The sequence below is a fragment of the Streptomyces sp. NPDC033845 genome, assembly GCF_055576225.1.
In genome coordinates this window covers 582,955-598,548 of record NZ_JBVIRI010000001.1, presented here as the reverse complement: position 1 = coordinate 598,548, position 15,594 = coordinate 582,955, and the positions used below count along the sequence as shown (strand labels likewise).

General features: G+C 72.9%; 12 protein-coding genes. 4 read left to right on the top strand and 8 right to left on the bottom strand.

What is annotated here, in order from left to right:
* Nucleotides 1-85 precede the first annotated feature (85 nt).
* The 3 genes from ACZ50K_RS02750 to ACZ50K_RS02740 all read right to left on the bottom strand — a co-directional run bounded on the left by ACZ50K_RS02750 (nucleotide 86) and on the right by ACZ50K_RS02740 (nucleotide 3,411).
* Nucleotides 86-718 (bottom strand): DedA family protein, encoded by a 633-nt coding sequence (locus ACZ50K_RS02750; protein ID WP_468896634.1) that lies wholly within the window; start codon nucleotides 716-718, stop codon nucleotides 86-88.
* Nucleotides 719-899: 181 nt separating this feature from the next.
* A complete protein-coding gene (locus tag ACZ50K_RS02745; RefSeq protein WP_468896632.1) occupies nucleotides 900-2,558 on the bottom strand; it encodes an alkaline phosphatase D family protein in 1,659 nt (552 codons plus the stop codon).
* 202 nt (nucleotides 2,559-2,760) lie between these two features.
* Nucleotides 2,761-3,411, bottom strand: coding sequence for an HNH endonuclease family protein (locus ACZ50K_RS02740; RefSeq protein ID WP_468896629.1), 651 nt, complete (start codon nucleotides 3,409-3,411; stop codon nucleotides 2,761-2,763).
* A 475-nt stretch (nucleotides 3,412-3,886) separates the two neighbouring features.
* Here ACZ50K_RS02740 and ACZ50K_RS02735 point away from each other — a divergent pair, with 475 nt between their 5' ends.
* Entirely contained in the window at nucleotides 3,887-4,468 is a 582-nt protein-coding gene (locus ACZ50K_RS02735; RefSeq protein ID WP_468896626.1) for a TMEM165/GDT1 family protein, read from the top strand.
* Nucleotides 4,469-4,820: 352 nt separating this feature from the next.
* Here ACZ50K_RS02735 and ACZ50K_RS02730 read toward each other — a convergent pair whose 3' ends face one another.
* Complete coding sequence (locus ACZ50K_RS02730) at nucleotides 4,821-5,504, bottom strand: HAD-IA family hydrolase (RefSeq protein WP_468896623.1); 684 nt, start codon at nucleotides 5,502-5,504, stop codon at nucleotides 4,821-4,823.
* Between the two features lie 168 nt (nucleotides 5,505-5,672).
* Nucleotides 5,673-6,455 carry a peptidoglycan-binding domain-containing protein gene (locus ACZ50K_RS02725; protein ID WP_468896621.1) on the bottom strand — a complete coding sequence of 261 codons (783 nt, stop codon included), beginning with the start codon at nucleotides 6,453-6,455 and terminating at the stop codon, nucleotides 5,673-5,675.
* Between the two features lie 1,007 nt (nucleotides 6,456-7,462).
* Between ACZ50K_RS02725 and ACZ50K_RS02720 the strand changes: the two genes are divergently transcribed.
* The gene (locus ACZ50K_RS02720) at nucleotides 7,463-9,511 is read left to right on the top strand and encodes an MDR family MFS transporter (RefSeq protein WP_468896618.1); all 2,049 of its coding nucleotides are present in this window, start codon (nucleotides 7,463-7,465) and stop codon (nucleotides 9,509-9,511) included.
* A gap of 43 nt (nucleotides 9,512-9,554) precedes the next feature.
* Here ACZ50K_RS02720 and ACZ50K_RS02715 read toward each other — a convergent pair whose 3' ends face one another.
* The gene (locus ACZ50K_RS02715) at nucleotides 9,555-9,929 is read right to left on the bottom strand and encodes an antibiotic biosynthesis monooxygenase family protein (RefSeq protein ID WP_468896615.1); all 375 of its coding nucleotides are present in this window, start codon (nucleotides 9,927-9,929) and stop codon (nucleotides 9,555-9,557) included.
* Nucleotides 9,930-10,203: 274 nt separating this feature from the next.
* Between ACZ50K_RS02715 and ACZ50K_RS02710 the strand changes: the two genes are divergently transcribed.
* Nucleotides 10,204-12,150: a bifunctional glycosyltransferase 87/phosphatase PAP2 family protein gene (locus ACZ50K_RS02710; RefSeq protein ID WP_468897187.1), complete on the top strand. Its 1,947-nt coding sequence runs from the start codon at nucleotides 10,204-10,206 to the stop codon at nucleotides 12,148-12,150.
* 142 nt (nucleotides 12,151-12,292) lie between these two features.
* Here ACZ50K_RS02710 and ACZ50K_RS02705 read toward each other — a convergent pair whose 3' ends face one another.
* A complete protein-coding gene (locus ACZ50K_RS02705) occupies nucleotides 12,293-13,537 on the bottom strand; it encodes a cytochrome P450 (RefSeq protein ID WP_468896612.1) in 1,245 nt (414 codons plus the stop codon).
* A gap of 329 nt (nucleotides 13,538-13,866) precedes the next feature.
* Between ACZ50K_RS02705 and ACZ50K_RS02700 the strand changes: the two genes are divergently transcribed.
* Nucleotides 13,867-15,036 carry a steroid 3-ketoacyl-CoA thiolase gene (locus ACZ50K_RS02700; protein WP_468896609.1) on the top strand — a complete coding sequence of 390 codons (1,170 nt, stop codon included), beginning with the start codon at nucleotides 13,867-13,869 and terminating at the stop codon, nucleotides 15,034-15,036.
* Between the two features lie 121 nt (nucleotides 15,037-15,157).
* On the opposite strand, the gene ACZ50K_RS02695 is transcribed toward ACZ50K_RS02700, so the two are convergent.
* Entirely contained in the window at nucleotides 15,158-15,562 is a 405-nt protein-coding gene (locus tag ACZ50K_RS02695) for an aggregation-promoting factor C-terminal-like domain-containing protein (protein WP_468896606.1), read from the bottom strand.
* Nucleotides 15,563-15,594: the final 32 nt, after the last annotated feature.

Below are 15,594 nucleotides of genomic sequence, written 5' to 3'. Positions count from 1 at the left end.
CCGGAGCAGGGCGGGCGGATGCGGGCCGACAGGGCAGGACCCTGGCCCTGACGGCTACGGGCCGTGGGGGCGGGCGGGCCTCGGACTAGGGGGTGGTGGGGGTGGGGTGGGGGTGGCGGTGGATTAGGTAGGCGGCTAGGGCGCCGGCGGCGAAGAGGGCTACGAGGGAGACGGCGGTGCCCAGCCAGGTGGTGCCCAGCCATTGGGTGCCGAAGTAGCCGAGGGCCACGCTGTAGCCGGCCCAGGCCATGCCGGCCAGGGCCGACCAGGGCAGGAACTCCTTGACCTTGCGGCGGGTCTTGCCGGCGCCCAGGGAGACCACGGACCGGCCGGCCGGTGCGAAGCGGGCGATGACCACCAGGGCGCCGCCGCCCCGGGCCAGGGCCGTGCCCAGGCGTTCCTGGGCACGGGTCAGACGGCGGGAGCGGGCGATGGCCCGGTCCAGCCGGGCGCCGCCGCGCCAGGCCAGCCGGTAGGCGGCCAGGTCGCCCAGGACCGAAGCGGTGGACGCGATGACCAGCAGTGCCAGGATGTCCGGCACCTGGTCCGGAACGGCCGTGGTGGAACCGGCGGCACCCGCGGCCGCGGCCGCCGCCGCGGCGGTGATCACCAGGACCCCGCTCGGCAGCACCGGCAGGAACACGTCCAGCACCACGGACAGGGCCACGAGGGCGTAGATCCAGGGGCTCGTGGTCAGCGACCCCACAGTCTCGAACACAGCAGGACTCCCCGGTCCGGTTGACGTGCCTCGGCAGAAGCGCCGCGACGTCGCGGGGGAGCGGCAGGGGCGGCTGACAGCCACACAGCGTACGCCGGGAGTGACGGCCGGACGGCGGCGGGGCAGGTGGTGCGTCCGGACATCGGACACACCCCTCCTGACCCGGCCGTTCCGGACGAATTCATTCCGGCGTGGTGAGGGAGCGGTCCAGCACGGTGACCAGCTTCGCGCCCTTCCCGGACCGTCGCGCCTGGTCCAGGCTCACCCGTGCGGTTCGGCCGGAAAGCACCAGCGTCATCAGCTGGTTCCCGAACCAGGGGCCGCCCGTCCGCCGCCAGGCCAGCGGCGGCCGCCCGGTCCGCCCGTGCTTCGCGAACAGCCGCCCCAGCCAGCGGCCCACTCCCGACCAGCCGAGTCGGAACCCCCACTTCACCGTGGTGTGAATCGAGTTGTGGACCGGAGAACATGTCAACTGCAGCACTTGGGAGGTGGTCGGTATCACGGGTTCCGCCACATAGGCGTGGTGCACGTCTCCGGAGAGGACCGCGACCGTGGCGGGCGCCCGAGGGCCGGTCGCCACTTCCTCGATCAGATCGCTGAGCGCCGCGAACGAGGCGGGGAACGCCGCCCAGTGCTCCAGATCGCTGCGCCGCCGCAGGTTCTCCCCGATCCGAGCCCAGCGTTCGCCCCGCTCCCCGCGGCACAGCGCGGCGTTCCAGCCCTCGGCGTCATGGACCAGTGGCGGCAGCAGCCAGGGCAGCGAGGAGCCGATCAGCAGGTGGTCGTACTGGCCGTGCAGGTCAAGGGCGTTCTCCCGCAGCCATTGTTGTTCGGACGGGTCGAGCATGGCCCGCCCGCCCTCGGCGAGCACCCGGGCCGCCCGGGTGTCCACCATCAGCAGCCGGACCCGGCCGAAGTCCCGCCGGTAACTCCAGCGCACCGCGCCCGGATCGGCGTCGGCGGCCGCGGCGAACGCCCGCAGCGGGTCCGTCCCGTCCGGGGTTTCCCGGACGGCCCGGAACAGTTCGTCGGCGGCCAGCTCGGCCGGGGAGAGATTGCCCAGGTGCTGGTACACCCAGTACGACATCAGTCCGCTGAGCACCCGCTCCTGCCACCAGGGCGTGGCCCGCATCTCGGCCAGCCAGGCGGCGCTGGTGTTCCAGTCGTCGATCACGTCGTGGTCGTCGAAGATCTGGAGGCTGGGGACCGTGGACAGCAGCCAGCGGATCTCCGGGTCGAGCCAGGACTCGTAGTAGAGCCGGGTGTACTCCTCGTAGTCCGCGACCTGGGCCCCGGGGGGTTCGCGGAGGTCCCGGCGGGCCGCGAGCCACCGCTTGGTGTCCCGGGACAGCCGGTCCGCGTACACCTGGTCGCCGAGGAGCAGCAGCAGATCGGGCCGGACCGCCTCCGGTTCGGCGGCCAGCCGGGCGGCGAGGGTGTCCAGGGCGTCCGGTCCGTGCGGTCCCCGGGAGTCGGCGGGCGGCGCCGCCTGACGGCAGGACCCGAACGAGACCCGCAGCTCCTGACCCGGCCGGCCCGGACCGGCCGGGACCGGGGTGCTGATGGTGCTCGGCGGGAACCGGCTCTCCGGCAGCGGCCACACCGGGACCTCGTCGAGCAGCACCTCATAGGACGTGGTGCTGCCCGGGGTCAGGCCGGTGACCGGCACCAGGGCGTAGTGATGGCCCGCTATCTGGAACGTGCGCGCGCTGCCGCCCGACCCGTCGGCGCACTGCACCCGCGCCGTGCACGGCCGGTCGGCCTCCACCCACACCGTGGCGGTGTCGCCGGTGTTCCGGTCGATGTGTCGCAGCAGTGGTCCCAGACGCAGCACCGGCATGCAACTCCCCCTCCTCAGTCGCCCCTTGATCCCAAGGATCACGTTACGGCTCGGAGGGGGAGTGTGGCTTCCCCTGCGCGGGGGAGAGATCCTCCCCCGAGCGGGGGGAATCCCGTCCCCCCGTGTGGGGGAGACCCGTCCTCCCGTGTGGGGGAGACCCGTCCTCCCGTGCGGGGGAGCGCGCGGGAGGACGGGGCGGGGTTCAGCAGCCGTTCAGGACGTTCAGCAGGGCGGTCTTCTCGGCCGAGTCGATGGTCAGGCCCCAGTACTGCTTCACGTGGACCCAGCTGCGCGCGTACGTACAGCGGTAGGCGGTGCGGGAGGGCAGCCATTCGGCCGGGTCGAGGTCGCCCTTGGCCTGGTTGACGTTGTCGGTGACGGCGATGAGCTGCGGCCGGGTGAGGTCGTTGGCGAACTGCTGGCGCTTGCTGGTGGTCCAGGAGTTGGCGCCCGAGCGCCAGGCCTCGGAGAGCGCGACCACGTGGTCGATGTCGAGGTCGGAGGCGGCGGTCCAGGTGGCGCCGTCGTACTCGGAGTACCAACTGCCGCTGACCGAGGCGCAGGCGGAGTCGGTGACCACGTTCACGCCGTCGCGCTTGAGGACGTGCTCGCGGGTGTTGCAGCTGCCGGAGACGGTGCTCCAGTGGGGGAACAGGTCGCGGCTGTAGCCGCTGGAGGAACCTTCCGCCTGGGGGGTGACCGTGGCCAGGTAGGAGCGGGCCGCGGCGGCGCTGATCGGGGCCGGCGGGGCGGCCTGGGCGGCCGGGGCGGTGATCAGGGCCGTGACGCCGAGGGCGGCAACTGAGGCGAGCACGCCAGCGCGACGCGCGTAGACCTTGGAGCTGAGGGTCATGGGGAACTCCCTGGTGCGGGGGGTGGGCGGCCGTGCGGCCCCGGTGGGGCCCGGCCATGCTGTCGGCGCCAGGTGTCATGAGGGTGGGCGCCAGATGACAGCGTGGCGACATGGGCACGTCACATCAAGGCATGCAACTGGCTCTACTCAAATGGAAGTTGAGATTCCGGTGGGACGGGTGTCCGGAGATTCCGGGAGGGAGCGGGGCGAGAGGGTCGAAAGACCGTTCCGGGGGTGGCCGGGCGTCCGGTACGCTGGAAGCGCAGAAGGGGAGTAGCTCTTCGCCGGACCGTCGACATACTGCTGGGTCACTCCAGCCGGCGCCCGGAGGCAGGCCGCGTCAGCGGCAGGCCAGCGAGACCTTCGGCCGCAGAGTCCTTGTTACGTACAGGACGCTGTCGAGCCGAAGCGACCCCTGGAACACCAGGTCTCTCGGAACGGCGGCATCCTGCCCGACCGATTGAGGTTTCACCCCGTGATCAGCTTCAGCATCCTGGCGATCGCCTTCGGCGTCGTCTTCCTCGCGGAGCTCCCCGACAAGACGGCCCTCGCCGGCCTGATGCTCGGCACCCGCTACCGCGCCTCGTACGTGTTCGTCGGCGTCGCCGCCGCCTTCGCCGTGCACGTCGGACTGGCGATCGCCGCGGGCAGCGTCCTCACCCTGCTGCCGCAGCGGCTCGTGCAGGCCGTGGTCGGCGTGCTGTTCCTGGCCGGTGCCGCGATGCTGCTGCTCAAGAAGGACGGCGGCGAGGACGAGGTCAAGCCGCCCGCCGACCAGTCCTTCTGGAAGGTCTCGGGCGCCGGCTTCATGCTGATCCTGGTCGCCGAGTTCGGAGACCTGACCCAGATCATGACCGCCAACCTGGCGGCACGCTACGACGACCCCGTCTCGGTGGGCCTGGGCGCGGTCCTGGCGCTCTGGGCGGTGGCCGGCATCGGGATCCTGGGCGGGCGCACCCTGATGAAGTACGTGCCGCTGCGGCTGATTACGAAGATCGCGGCGGCCGTGATGGCGGCGCTGGCCGTCTTCTCGCTGTACGAGGCCATTGCGGGCTGAGCCGTGGGGTGAGTGCGGGCGCGGGGTGGCCGGGCCGCCCCGCCCGGGCCCCCTGCCCGGGCCCCCTGCCCGGGCCGCCCGGCCACGGCGCTGGGCGCGCTCGCCGCGTCCGCTTGCCCTGCCGCCATGCCCGGCGCACCTCGTTCACCAGGCGTGCCGCGGCACCCGGCGCACCGCGTTCATCTGCCGGGCCGCCGCGCCCGCCGTACCTGCGTACGCGGCGCACCGCCGTGCCTGGCGTACCGCCGTACCCGGCGTGCCTGGCGTACCGCCGTACCCGGCGTGCCTGGCTTGCTCGGAGTGGCCGGGTTGTCGGTGGGGCGTGGACCGGCTCGGCGGTGGTCGCTGTGGGTTAGGCGGGGGTGTGGAGGGTCAGGCGGATCGAGCCGTCGGGGGTCGGGGTCACCCGGACCGTGGTGAGGTCGGGGACGTGGGCGGTGGGGGAGTGTTCGCCGGCCCTCGGGCCTACGCCGATCACTCGCATGCCCGCCGCGCGGCCTGCGGTGATGCCGGCGGCCGAGTCCTCGAACACGATGCAGTCGGCCGGGTCGACGCCCAGCTCGGCCGCGCCCTTCAGGAAGCCCTCCGGGTGCGGCTTGCTCGCCGACACCAACTCCGCCGTCACGCGCACCCGCGGCATCGGCAGGGCGGAGGCGGACATCCGGGCGGTGGCCAGGGCCTCGTCGGCGGAGGTCACCAGGGCGTGCGGGAGGTCGCTCAGGGCCGCCATGAACGCGGGGGCGCCCTCGACCGGCACCACGCCGTCCGTGTCGGCGGTCTCCCGGGCGAGCATCACCGCGTTGTCCGCGTGGTTGAGCTCCATCGGGCGCTCGGGCAGCAGGATGGCCATCGTGGCGTAGCCCTGGCGGCCGTGGACCACCTTGAGGGCCTCCTGCGGGTCCAGGCCGTGGGACTCGGCCCACTCGCGCCAGCAGCGCTCCACCACGGCGTCCGAGTTCACGATGGTGCCGTCCATGTCCAGGAGCAGCGCCTTGGCGGTGAGGACGACGGGTGCGGGAGTGGTGGTGGCCGACATCGGCGGGGCTCCAGAGGCGCGGGAAAAGAGAACAAGTGGCTCCGCACGCCGGTCAGGGGGTGCGGGCGGAGCCACTTTGTTTCTTCACGATACAAAATCGGAGGGGTGGAGCGCCAGCGGAGGCGGTGTGATGTCCGTCGGGGCGGCCACCGGGCGGGCCGTGGAGGCTCAGCCGTAGTAGCTGATGACCTCGTCCAGCTTGCGGCGGGTCGCCGGGCCGTACACGCCGCGGGGGTCCTCCGTGACCCCCATCGCCAGCTGGAAGTCGCGAACCGACTGCTCGGTGTGCCGGTCGTAGCGGCCGGTGATCCGGTGCCAGTACATGCCGGCCCGGTCCAGCCGCTCCTGGAGCTCCTCCACGGCCGGGCCGGAATCGCCGCGCCGCAGGGTCTGCGGGGTCGGAGGCGGGGGTGGGGTCGGCTTCGTCGAGCGGGTGGGTGTGGGGGTGGGTGTGGGGGGAGGGGTGGTGCGGGTCGTGGTCGGGGTCGGGGTCGGCTGGGTGGAGGTGGTGGGTGTTGCGTCGGAGGACGGTGAGGCCATGGGGGACGTGGATGCCGAGGGCTGGTCGGATGCTGTGGGGGAGGGTGATCGGGGGCCGGTCCGCTCGGGGTGCGGGTCGGTGGCCGTGGCGGAGGGGGTGGCCGGGGCCAGACTGATCGCCGGGGCCGACAGGACGGGGTCGGGCAGCGCCCGGTCCCCGTTGTCGTCCCCGTCGGGGCCCGCGCCCAGGAGGAGGGTGCCGCCGCCGATCACGAGGACTGCGGCCGCGCCGGCCAGAAGGGGGAGCAGGCGGCGGGCGCCGGGGGCCTTGGGGGTGTGTGCGGAGTTCCTGGCCCCGGGGCCATCGGATGTGCCGGGGGTCGGTCGTACGGCGGCCAGTTGGACGGTCGCGTCGGACAGCGCTCCGGACGGACGGACCCCGGCCGTGCCCGACTGCCAGGGCTGTCCCACCTCCCCGGGCCATGGGCCGGGCGCGCCCATGCCAGTGGCTGCGCCCGTGCCCGTGTTCGTGCCCGCGCCCGTGTTCGTGGTGCCGGGCTGGTTGTCGGCCCCGATCCGGCCGGTGGGGATTCCCGGCCACGGGCCGGTGGGCGTACCGTGCCGGGCTCCGCCGGCTGAGCCCGGCACGGGGGCGGGTACGGGGTGCGGTGACGGGATCGGCGCCAACTGAATGGTGTCGTCGGAGAGCGGCCCGGCGGCCGTACGGGCCCCCGGCGCCACTGCCGCCCGTCCCGGGCCCGGTCCCGGCGAGGACGCCTGTCCCGGTCCCGGCGTGGACGCCGGGCCGGACGTCGGCCCGAGCGCGGGCCCGGATGCCGGCCCGGTCGCGGGTCCGGGCGTCGGCCCAAGCGCCGGACCGGATGTCGGCCCGAGCGCCGGGCCGGATGCCTGTCCCGGTCCCGGCGGACGCCTGTCCCCGTCGCGGCGCGCGGGCGCCGATCCCGGTCCCGGCGTGGACCCCGGGCCGGACGTCGGTCCGAGCACAGGCCCGGACGTCGGCCCTAGCACAGGCCCGGACGTCGGCCCGAACGCCGCACCGGGCGCCGGCCCGAACGCCGGCCCGAACGCCGCACCGGACGCCGGACCGGACGCCGCACCGGTCGCGGGTCCGGGCGTCGGCCCAAGCGCCGGACCGGATGCCGGACCCGAGGCCGACCCGGGTGACGCCCCGGGGGTCGCCTCCGGGCCCGTCGGCCGGCCCGGATCCGGGGCCAGCGTGAGGTATGGGCGGATGCGGAGGGGGCTGAAGGGGGTGGGGGTGGGGCAGGGGTCACCCGGATGGGCTATGGCTTCGCAGTCTGGGCAGCGTTCGGTGCTCATCGGGTCCCCTCCCTGGCAACTGCGGGTGATTATCCAGGCCGTGCCGGCGGCCCTCGGGGGCGCCCACCCCTCCCGACAGGCCGTAACCGGGCGCACCGCTCAGGATGGGGGGATGGACCGGCCCCTAGGAGGAGTCCATGGCTCAGGAAGCGACCAAGCCGGCCGTGGGACCCGGCCCCGGCGCGGAGCACGCGTCACGCGGGGTCCTCGTCTCGATCGGGGCCCTGTTGCTGGGGCTGTTGATCGCCTCGCTCGACCAGACCATCGTCTCCACGGCGCTGCCCACGATCGTCAGCGAGCTGGGCGGCATGGACCACCTCTCCTGGGTGGTGACCGCCTACATGCTGGCCTCGACCGCGGCCACCCCGCTGTGGGGCAAGCTCGGTGACCAGTACGGCCGCAAGCGGCTCTACCAGGCGGCCATCGTCATCTTCCTGATCGGGTCCGCGCTCTGCGGACTGGCCCAGAACATGCCCCAGCTGATCGGCTACCGGGCCCTCCAGGGGCTGGGCGGCGGCGGTCTGATGGTGCTGTCCATGGCGATCGTGGGGGACATCGTGCCGCCGCGGGAGCGCGGCAAGTACCAGGGCCTGTTCGGTGCCGTGTTCGGGGCGACCAGTGTGCTGGGGCCGCTGCTCGGCGGGCTGTTCGTGGACCATCTGTCCTGGCGCTGGGTCTTCTACATCAACCTGCCCATCGGTGTGGTCGCCCTGGCGGTCATCGCGACCGCCCTGCACATCCCGGCGCGCTCCGAGAAGCACACGATCGACTACCTCGGCACCTTCCTGATCGCCTCGGTGGCCACCTGCCTGGTGCTGGTCGCCTCGCTCGGCGGGACCTGGGGCTGGGGGTCGGCGCGGATCGTCGGGCTGGCCGTACTGGGCGCGGTGCTGCTCGTCGCGTTCGTGATGGTGGAGCGGAAGGCCGCCGAACCGGTGCTGCCGCTCAAGCTGTTCCGGATCCGGACCTTCACCCTCTGCTCGCTGATCAGCTTCGTGGTCGGCTTCGCGATGTTCGGCGCCATGGTCTATCTGCCGACCTTCCTCCAGGTCGTCCAGGGAGTGTCGCCGACCATGTCCGGGGTGCACATGCTGCCCATGGTGCTCGGTCTGCTGATCTCCTCCACCGTCTCCGGGCAGATCGTGTCCCGGACCGGCCGCTGGAAGGTCTTCCCGATCCTCGGCACCGCCGTCACCGCCGTCGGCCTGCTCCTGCTGCACCAGCTCCACCGCACCAGCTCCACCTGGGAGATGAGCGTCTACTTCTTCGTCTTCGGCACCGGTCTGGGCCTGGTGATGCAGGTGCTGGTGCTGGTGGTGCAGAACGCCGTCAGCTACGCGGACCTGGGGGTGGCCACCTCCGGGGCCACCTTCTTCCGCTCCATCGGCGCCTCCTTCGGTGTCGCCGTCTTCGGGACCGTCTTCACCAACCTCCTCGACGACCGGCTCACCTCCGCCCTCGCGGGGTTCCCGCTGCCGCCGGGCGCGGACGCCGGCCGGCTGGAGGCGGATCCCCGGGCCGTCGCGGAGCTTCCCGCCGCCCTCCGGGACCGGGTCCTCGACGCGTACTCCGACTCGATCACCGACGTGTTCCTCTACGCGGTGCCGATCGTGCTGGTCGCCTTCGTCGTCGCCTGGTTCCTGAAGGAGGACAAGCTGCGCGCCTCGGTGACGGCCCCCGACGTGACCGAGACCCTGGCCTCCAACCCGGTCGAGCGCACCTCCCGGGAGGAGGTGGCCCGGGCGCTGTCGGTGCTCGGCACCCTCCAGGGCCGCAAGCACGTCTACGAGAAGATCATCGCGAAGGCGGGCTACGACCTGCTGCCCGCGGCCGGCTGGATGCTGCTCCGCATCGCCAAGTACGGCTCGGTGGAGCCGGCCGTGCTGGCCGAGCGCACCGCGGTGCCGCTGCGGGCCGTCACCGACGCCTCCCGGCAGATCGAGGAACGGGGGCTGGCCGTGCGCGACGGCCTCCCGCTGGTCCTGACCCCGGCCGGGACCGAGGTGGCCCGGCGGCTGTCCGACGCGCGCCAGGAGTCCCTCGCGGAGCTGCTGGGCGACTGGTGGGGGCCGGACCGGCCGACCGACCTGGTCAAACTGGTCGAGGAGATCAACCGGGAGCTGTGCGGCTCGGACGCGGAGGAGCCTTACGACACCCTGCCCCGGCGGGACCACGCGGCCCCCTGAGGGGCCGGGTGGACCAGGGGCGGTCGGGGCCGGTCGGGGTCGGTCAGGACTCCTTCGGGGAGGCCTGCTGGACCACCTCGAAGGACCACAGGGTGGATCCCGAGGCGGCCGGCGCCGGCCGCTCACCGGCACCCGCACCGGCGCCGTGCGCCGCACCGCCCGCACCCGAGCCGCTACCCGAGCCGCCGCCCTGGTGGGCGGCCTTCATCGGGCCCTCCATCCAGGCCTGGAAGGCGGCCTCGTCCCGCCACCGGGTGTAGACCAGGTACTGGTCCGTGCCCTCGACCGGCCGGAGCAGCTCGAACCACTCGAAACCGTCCGAGTTCTCCACCGAGCCGGCCCGCGAGGCGAACCGCTTCTCCAGGATCTCCCGCTGCTCCGCCGGGACCGTCAACGCGTTGATCTTCACGATGCTCATGCGGCCATCCTAGGGACGCCCGCCCCGGGGGAAGGGCGAGGGGACGGACGCGCCCGGGATATCGTCGACCCGGGCAAGTCGACGCGACGGCCCGGCGAAGACGAGGTTGCGGGCGACAGGACGACAGCACGGCACGGCGGGAGGCCGGCAGGGCGTGGCTAATGCGGCGGAGCACAGGAACGCGAACGGTCATGCCGGGGTCATAGGCCGTGGCGGTGCGGGCGGGCCGGGCGGCCCGGCCGGCGGAGGCGGTCGGCTCGGAGCCGCGCGGGTCCTGCTGTGGGGCCTGGCCGCCGTGCTGGCCGTCCGGCAGGCGGCGTCGGTGCTCCGGGTGCCGCCCGCAGAGTGGCTCACGAGTGTCAGACCGCCCGCCCTGACGGGCTCGCTCTACGAGGCGGTCCCCGGTGGGAGCGGTTCCGGATCGGGTGCCTTCACCGGCAGTCCCTTCGCCGGGATGCTCCTGAAGCCGCTGGCCGGCCTGGGCGACCAGTCCTTGGAGATCGCCTGGACCTTGGTGACCCTGCTGCTGGTGGCGGCGGTCGGCCTGGTGGCCGCGCGCGGGCTGCCCGATCCGGTGCCCCGTCGGACGGCGCTGCTGGCCGCGCCGGTGCTGGTCGCCCTGATGATGGTCTCGCTGCCGGTCCGGGAGGCGGCCTTCCCCGGGCAGACCGCCGTGCTCCCGGTGCTGCTGGTGCTGTTCGCCCTGTTCCGGGTGGACGGCGAGCGGGCGGCCGGGTTCCTGGTCGGTCTCGCCGCGGCCCTGCAGCCCGCGCTGCTGCTGTTCGCCCCGCTGCTGTGGGTGACCGGCCGCCGGTCCACGGCCAAGGCCACCGCGGTTGCCTTCGGCGGCGCCTCGCTGCTCGCCCTCGCCGTGCTGCCCCGCGACTCCTGGGCGTACTGGGCGCACCATCTGGCCGGTACCGGGCTGGGCGGCAGCCCGGACGATCCGGCCAACCAGTCCCTGCACGGCGCCCTGTTGCGGCTGGGCCTGACCGGTCCGGCCGAGATCGGCCTGTATCTGCTGCTGGCGGCCGGGGTCGGCTGGTTCGGCATGCGGCGGGCCGTCCGCTACGCGCGGGACGGGCAGTTGCTGCTGGCGGTGGCCGTCACCGGCTGTGTGGCGGTCGCGGTGTCCCCGGCCGGCTGGCGCCACCAACTGCTGTGGGTGCTGCTCGCGGTGGCCGGGAAGGTCGGGCGGCGGGCCGCCGACCGGCCGGTGTGGCCGGTGGCCGTGGTACTGGTGATGACCCTGCCCAGCTCGGTGCTGCTGCCGAACATGGCCCCGCTGGCCCCGGTCCGGGACAACGTGCTGCTGCTGGCCGCGCTGGCGGCGGCCTGCTGGGTGCCGTTCCTGCCGCGCAGTTCCCCGTACTGGCGGGAGCCGGTCCCCACCTCCTACGGGCGGCCCGCCGCGTCCCGCTGGGCGCGGATCCCGCTGCTGCCGTTCTGGCGGCGGGTGCTCAGCCGTCCCAACCTGCTGCTGGAGCTGCTGCTGATCCGGGTCGGGTACTCGATCTACTCGCACATCCGGGCGGCCGCGCCGACCAACCGGCCGCTGGCCGAGGGGAACGCGCGGGAGGTCCTCGCCGTCGAGCGGGCCCTGGGCATCGACATCGAGTACGCGGTGAACCACCTGGTGACCGGATCCGGTCTGCCGGAGGCCTTCTTCAACTTCTACTACACCTCCTTCCACTTCGTGGTGCCGCTGAGCATCCTGGCGGTGCTGTACTGGCGGCGGCCCGCCGACTACCGCTGGGCCCGGGCCTCGCTGGGGCTGGCCACGGTGCTGGCGCTGCTCGGCTTCTGGCTGTTCCCGCTGGCGCCGCCGCGCCTGATGCCCGGTCTCGGCTTCGTCGACACCGTGCACGGCCCGCAGGATCTGGCCGATCCGCAGTACGGGGCGATGACCGCGATCTCCAACCAGTACGCGGCGATGCCCTCGCTGCACTTCGGCTGGTCGCTGTGGTGCGGGATCGTGGTGGTGGTCCTGGCGCCCAGGGGCTGGCAGAAGCTGCTGGGCGCGCTGCACCCGCTGATCACGGTGTGCGCCATCGTGGCCACCGCCAACCACTGGGTGCTGGACGCGGTGGGCGGGGCGCTGGTGGTGGGCGCCGGGTTCGGGCTGGTGCACCTGCTGGCGGGGCCGCGCCGGCTGCGGTTGCGGGTGCCGGGGCCACGGGCCGTGGCCGGGCAGGAGGCCATGGCCCCGGCCCGGACCTGAGGTCATGGCCCCGGCCCGGACCTGAGTTCCGGAGCGGGGCCCGGGGGTTCGTTCCCCGGGGCCCCGGCGGCGGTCGCGTGGGGCCGTGAACGGCAGGGGCGGGGCGTGGGAGTGGTGGCCCCTGCCGTCCCGGACGTCCAGATCAGCCGTGGGTGACCTGGAGTTCCTTGATGCCGTTGAGCCAGGCCGCGCGCAGCCGCCGCGGGCCGTCGCCGGTCAGCCGGAGGTCGGGGAGGGCGTCCGCCAGCGCGTTGAAGATGAGGTCGATCTCCAGCACGGCGAGGGACTTGCCCAGGCAGAAGTGCGGGCCGCCGCCGCCGAATCCCAGGTGGGGGTTGGGGTCCCGGGTGATGTCGAAGACGTCCGGGTTCTCGAAGACCTCGGGGTCGTGGTTGGCGGAGGAGTAGAACATCCCCACCCGGTCGCCCGCCTTGATCTTCTGCCCGCCCAGTTCGGTGTCCTGGGTGGCGGTCCGCTGGAAGGAGACCACCGGGGTGGCCCAGCGGACGATCTCCTCGGCGGCGGTGGACGGCCGGTCCCGCTTGTAGAGCTCCCACTGCTCGGGGTGGGTGAGGAAGGCGTGCATGCCGTGGCTGATCGCGTTGCGGGTGGTCTCGTTGCCGGCGACCGCGAGGAGCAGCACGAAGAAGCCGAACTCGTCCGATCCCAGGTTGCCCTCGCCCTCGGCGGCGACGAGCTGGGTGACGATGTCCTTGGCCGGGCACTCCTTGCGTTCGGCCGCCAGGTTCATGGCGTAGCCGATGAGTTCCATCGCCGCCTCGGAGCCGACCTCCTCGGTGATGGCGTACTCCGGGTCGTCGTAGGCGACCATCTTGTTCGACCAGTCGAAGATCTTGGCCCGGTCCTTCTGCGGGACGCCGATCAGCTCGGCGATGGCCTGCAGGGGGAGTTCGCAGGCGATCCGGGTGACGAAGTCGAAACTGCCGTCCCCCGCCTCGGCCTTGGCCTCGTCGACGATCTGCCGGGCCCGGTCGCGCAGGGCCTGTTCCAGACCGCGGATGGAGCGCGGGGTGAACCCGCGCTGCACGATCTGGCGGACCCGGGTGTGCTCCGGCGGGTCCATGTTCAGCATGATCAGGCGCTGGGCGTCGATCTGTTCACGCTGGATGTGCTCGTTGAAGCGGATGATCGCGGTGTTGGTGGTGGAGGAGAAGAGCTCCGGGTGCGTGGAGACGTATTTGACGTCCGCGTGCCGGGTGACGGCCCAGTAGCCCTCGTCGTCGAATCCGGTGATGCCGCGTCGCTGGGGACACCACCACACCGGGGCGGTCTGCCGCAGCCGCGCGAACTCCGGGAACGGGACGCGGGCCTGGAGGAGATCGGGGTCCGTGGCATCGAAGCCGTCGGGCAGCGCGGGGCAGGTCATCGGGCGACTCCAAGTCTGACGGACCATCAGAAGGTGTCCTGAAGGTAATAACGAGTTCTAGAAGTGACAAGGGTCGACGCGCCATCTGTTGGCCGCGCCGAGGGTGCGCCGGGGCTGGTCGGGGGCATGTCTACCGCCACCGTGCGCGACGGAACCGCGACCGGGCGTGTGGAATCCGTGCAAGTCGCGTGCAAGACCCTTGCGTGCCGGGGCTCCTGGCCACTAAGACTGCGGAGAGAACTAGAACGCGTACTAGTTAAGCGCCGAGTTCAGGTCGGAGCGGGACGCCGGGACGGCCCGCCGCCGGATGTGCAGGAGAGGACGAGCTCATGGCCGCGGAACCCGTCATCGTCGAAGCCGTACGGACCCCCATCGGCAAGCGCGGCGGCGCGCTCGCCAACCTCCATCCCGCCTACCTGCTGGGCGAGACCTACCGCGAACTGCTGGCCCGTACGGGCATCCGCCCCGACTGCGTGGAGCAGATCGTCGGCGGCACCGTCACCCATGCCGGCGAGCAGTCCATGAACCCGGCCCGCAACGCCTGGCTGGCCATGGGCCTGCCCTACGAGACCGCGGCGACCACCGTGGACTGCCAGTGCGGCTCCAGCCAGCAGGCCAACCACATGGTCGCGAACATGATCTCCAGCGGGGTCATGGACATCGGCATCGCCTGCGGGGTCGAGGCGATGAGCCGGGTCCCGCTCGGCTCCGGCTCCAAGCACGGCCCGGGCAAGCCCTTCCCGGACGAGTGGAACGTCGACCTGCCCAACCAGTTCGAGGCCGCCGAGCGGATCGCCCGCAACCGCGGGCTGACCCGCGCCGACGTGGACGGGCTCGGGGTCCTCTCCCAGGAGCGGGCCGCCGTCGCCTGGGCCGAGGAGCGGTTCAAGCGGGAGACCTTCGCCGTGCAGGTCCCGACCACCGAGGAGGAGCAGGCGGCGGGCCAGGGCATGTGGCGGCTGGTCGACCGGGACGAGGGCCTGCGGGACACCTCGCCGGAGGCGCTGGCCCGGCTGAAGCCGGTCATGCCGACCGCCGTCCACACCGCCGGGAATTCCTCCCAGATATCCGACGGGGCCGCCGCCGTGATGTGGGCCTCGCGCAAGATGGCCCGGGCGCTCAAACTCCGGCCGCGGGCCCGGATCGTCGCCCAGACCCTGGTCGGCGCGGACCCGCACTACCACCTCGACGGGCCGATCGACGCGACCCGGGCGGTGCTGGGCAAGGCCGGGATGTCCCTCAAGGACATCGACCTGGTCGAGATCAACGAGGCCTTCGCCTCCGTGGTGCTCAGCTGGGCCAAGGTCTTCGACCAGGACCTGGAGAAGGTCAACGTGAACGGCGGTGCCATCGCGCTGGGCCACCCGGTCGGCGCCACCGGCGCCCGGCTGATCACCACCGCCCTGCACGAACTGGAGCGCCGCGACAAGGAGTTCGCCCTGATCACCATGTGTGCCGGCGGGGGCCTCGCCACCGGCACCATCATCCAGCGCCTGTAGGCGCTCCCGCGCCCGTGGGCGCCGTAGACCCTGTGGGATGGGATGCGGAAGGCCCCGGTGGCCGGACCTGGGGAGGTCGGCCACCGGGGCCCTCGTGTGCGCGGGTGCCGGGCCGAAGGGCCTAGTACCAGTGGTTGGCCTGCCAGAAGTTCCAGGCGCCGACCGGGGAGCCGTAGCGGGAGTTCATGTAGTCCAGGCCCCACTTGATCTGGGTGGCCGGGTTGGTCTTCCAGTCGGAACCGGCCGAGGCCATCTTTGAGGCCGGCAGGGCCTGGACCAGGCCGTAGGCGCCCGAGGAGGAGTTGGTCGCCCGGTAGTTCCAGCCGCTCTCGTGCGACACGATCTTGCTGAACGCCGCGAACTGGGCCGGGTCCTTGATCATCTGCTGGGCGATCGCCTGGGCGCTGGTCGGCGCGGCCTGGGCGGGCGCGGCGGCGAGCAGGGAACCGGCGGCGACGAGGCCGACAGCGGTACCGGCCAGAGTCTTCTTCGAAGCGGCGATGCGGCGGATGACGGAGGAGGACACGGGGAACCTTCCATGGGCGACGGGGACGGTCG

What these genes read in the sequence shown, in the direction of transcription:
- ACZ50K_RS02745 (WP_468896632.1), bottom strand. Translation starts at nt 2,558, where the DNA reads ATGCCGGTGCTGCGTCTGGGACCACTGCTGCGACACATCGACCGGAAC.
- ACZ50K_RS02740 (WP_468896629.1), bottom strand. Translation starts at nt 3,411, where the DNA reads ATGACCCTCAGCTCCAAGGTCTACGCGCGTCGCGCTGGCGTGCTCGCC.
- ACZ50K_RS02730 (WP_468896623.1), bottom strand. Translation starts at nt 5,504, where the DNA reads ATGTCGGCCACCACCACTCCCGCACCCGTCGTCCTCACCGCCAAGGCG.
- ACZ50K_RS02720 (WP_468896618.1), top strand. Translation starts at nt 7,463, where the DNA reads ATGGCTCAGGAAGCGACCAAGCCGGCCGTGGGACCCGGCCCCGGCGCG.
- ACZ50K_RS02715 (WP_468896615.1), bottom strand. Translation starts at nt 9,929, where the DNA reads ATGAGCATCGTGAAGATCAACGCGTTGACGGTCCCGGCGGAGCAGCGG.
- ACZ50K_RS02705 (WP_468896612.1), bottom strand. Translation starts at nt 13,537, where the DNA reads ATGACCTGCCCCGCGCTGCCCGACGGCTTCGATGCCACGGACCCCGAT.
- ACZ50K_RS02700 (WP_468896609.1), top strand. Translation starts at nt 13,867, where the DNA reads ATGGCCGCGGAACCCGTCATCGTCGAAGCCGTACGGACCCCCATCGGC.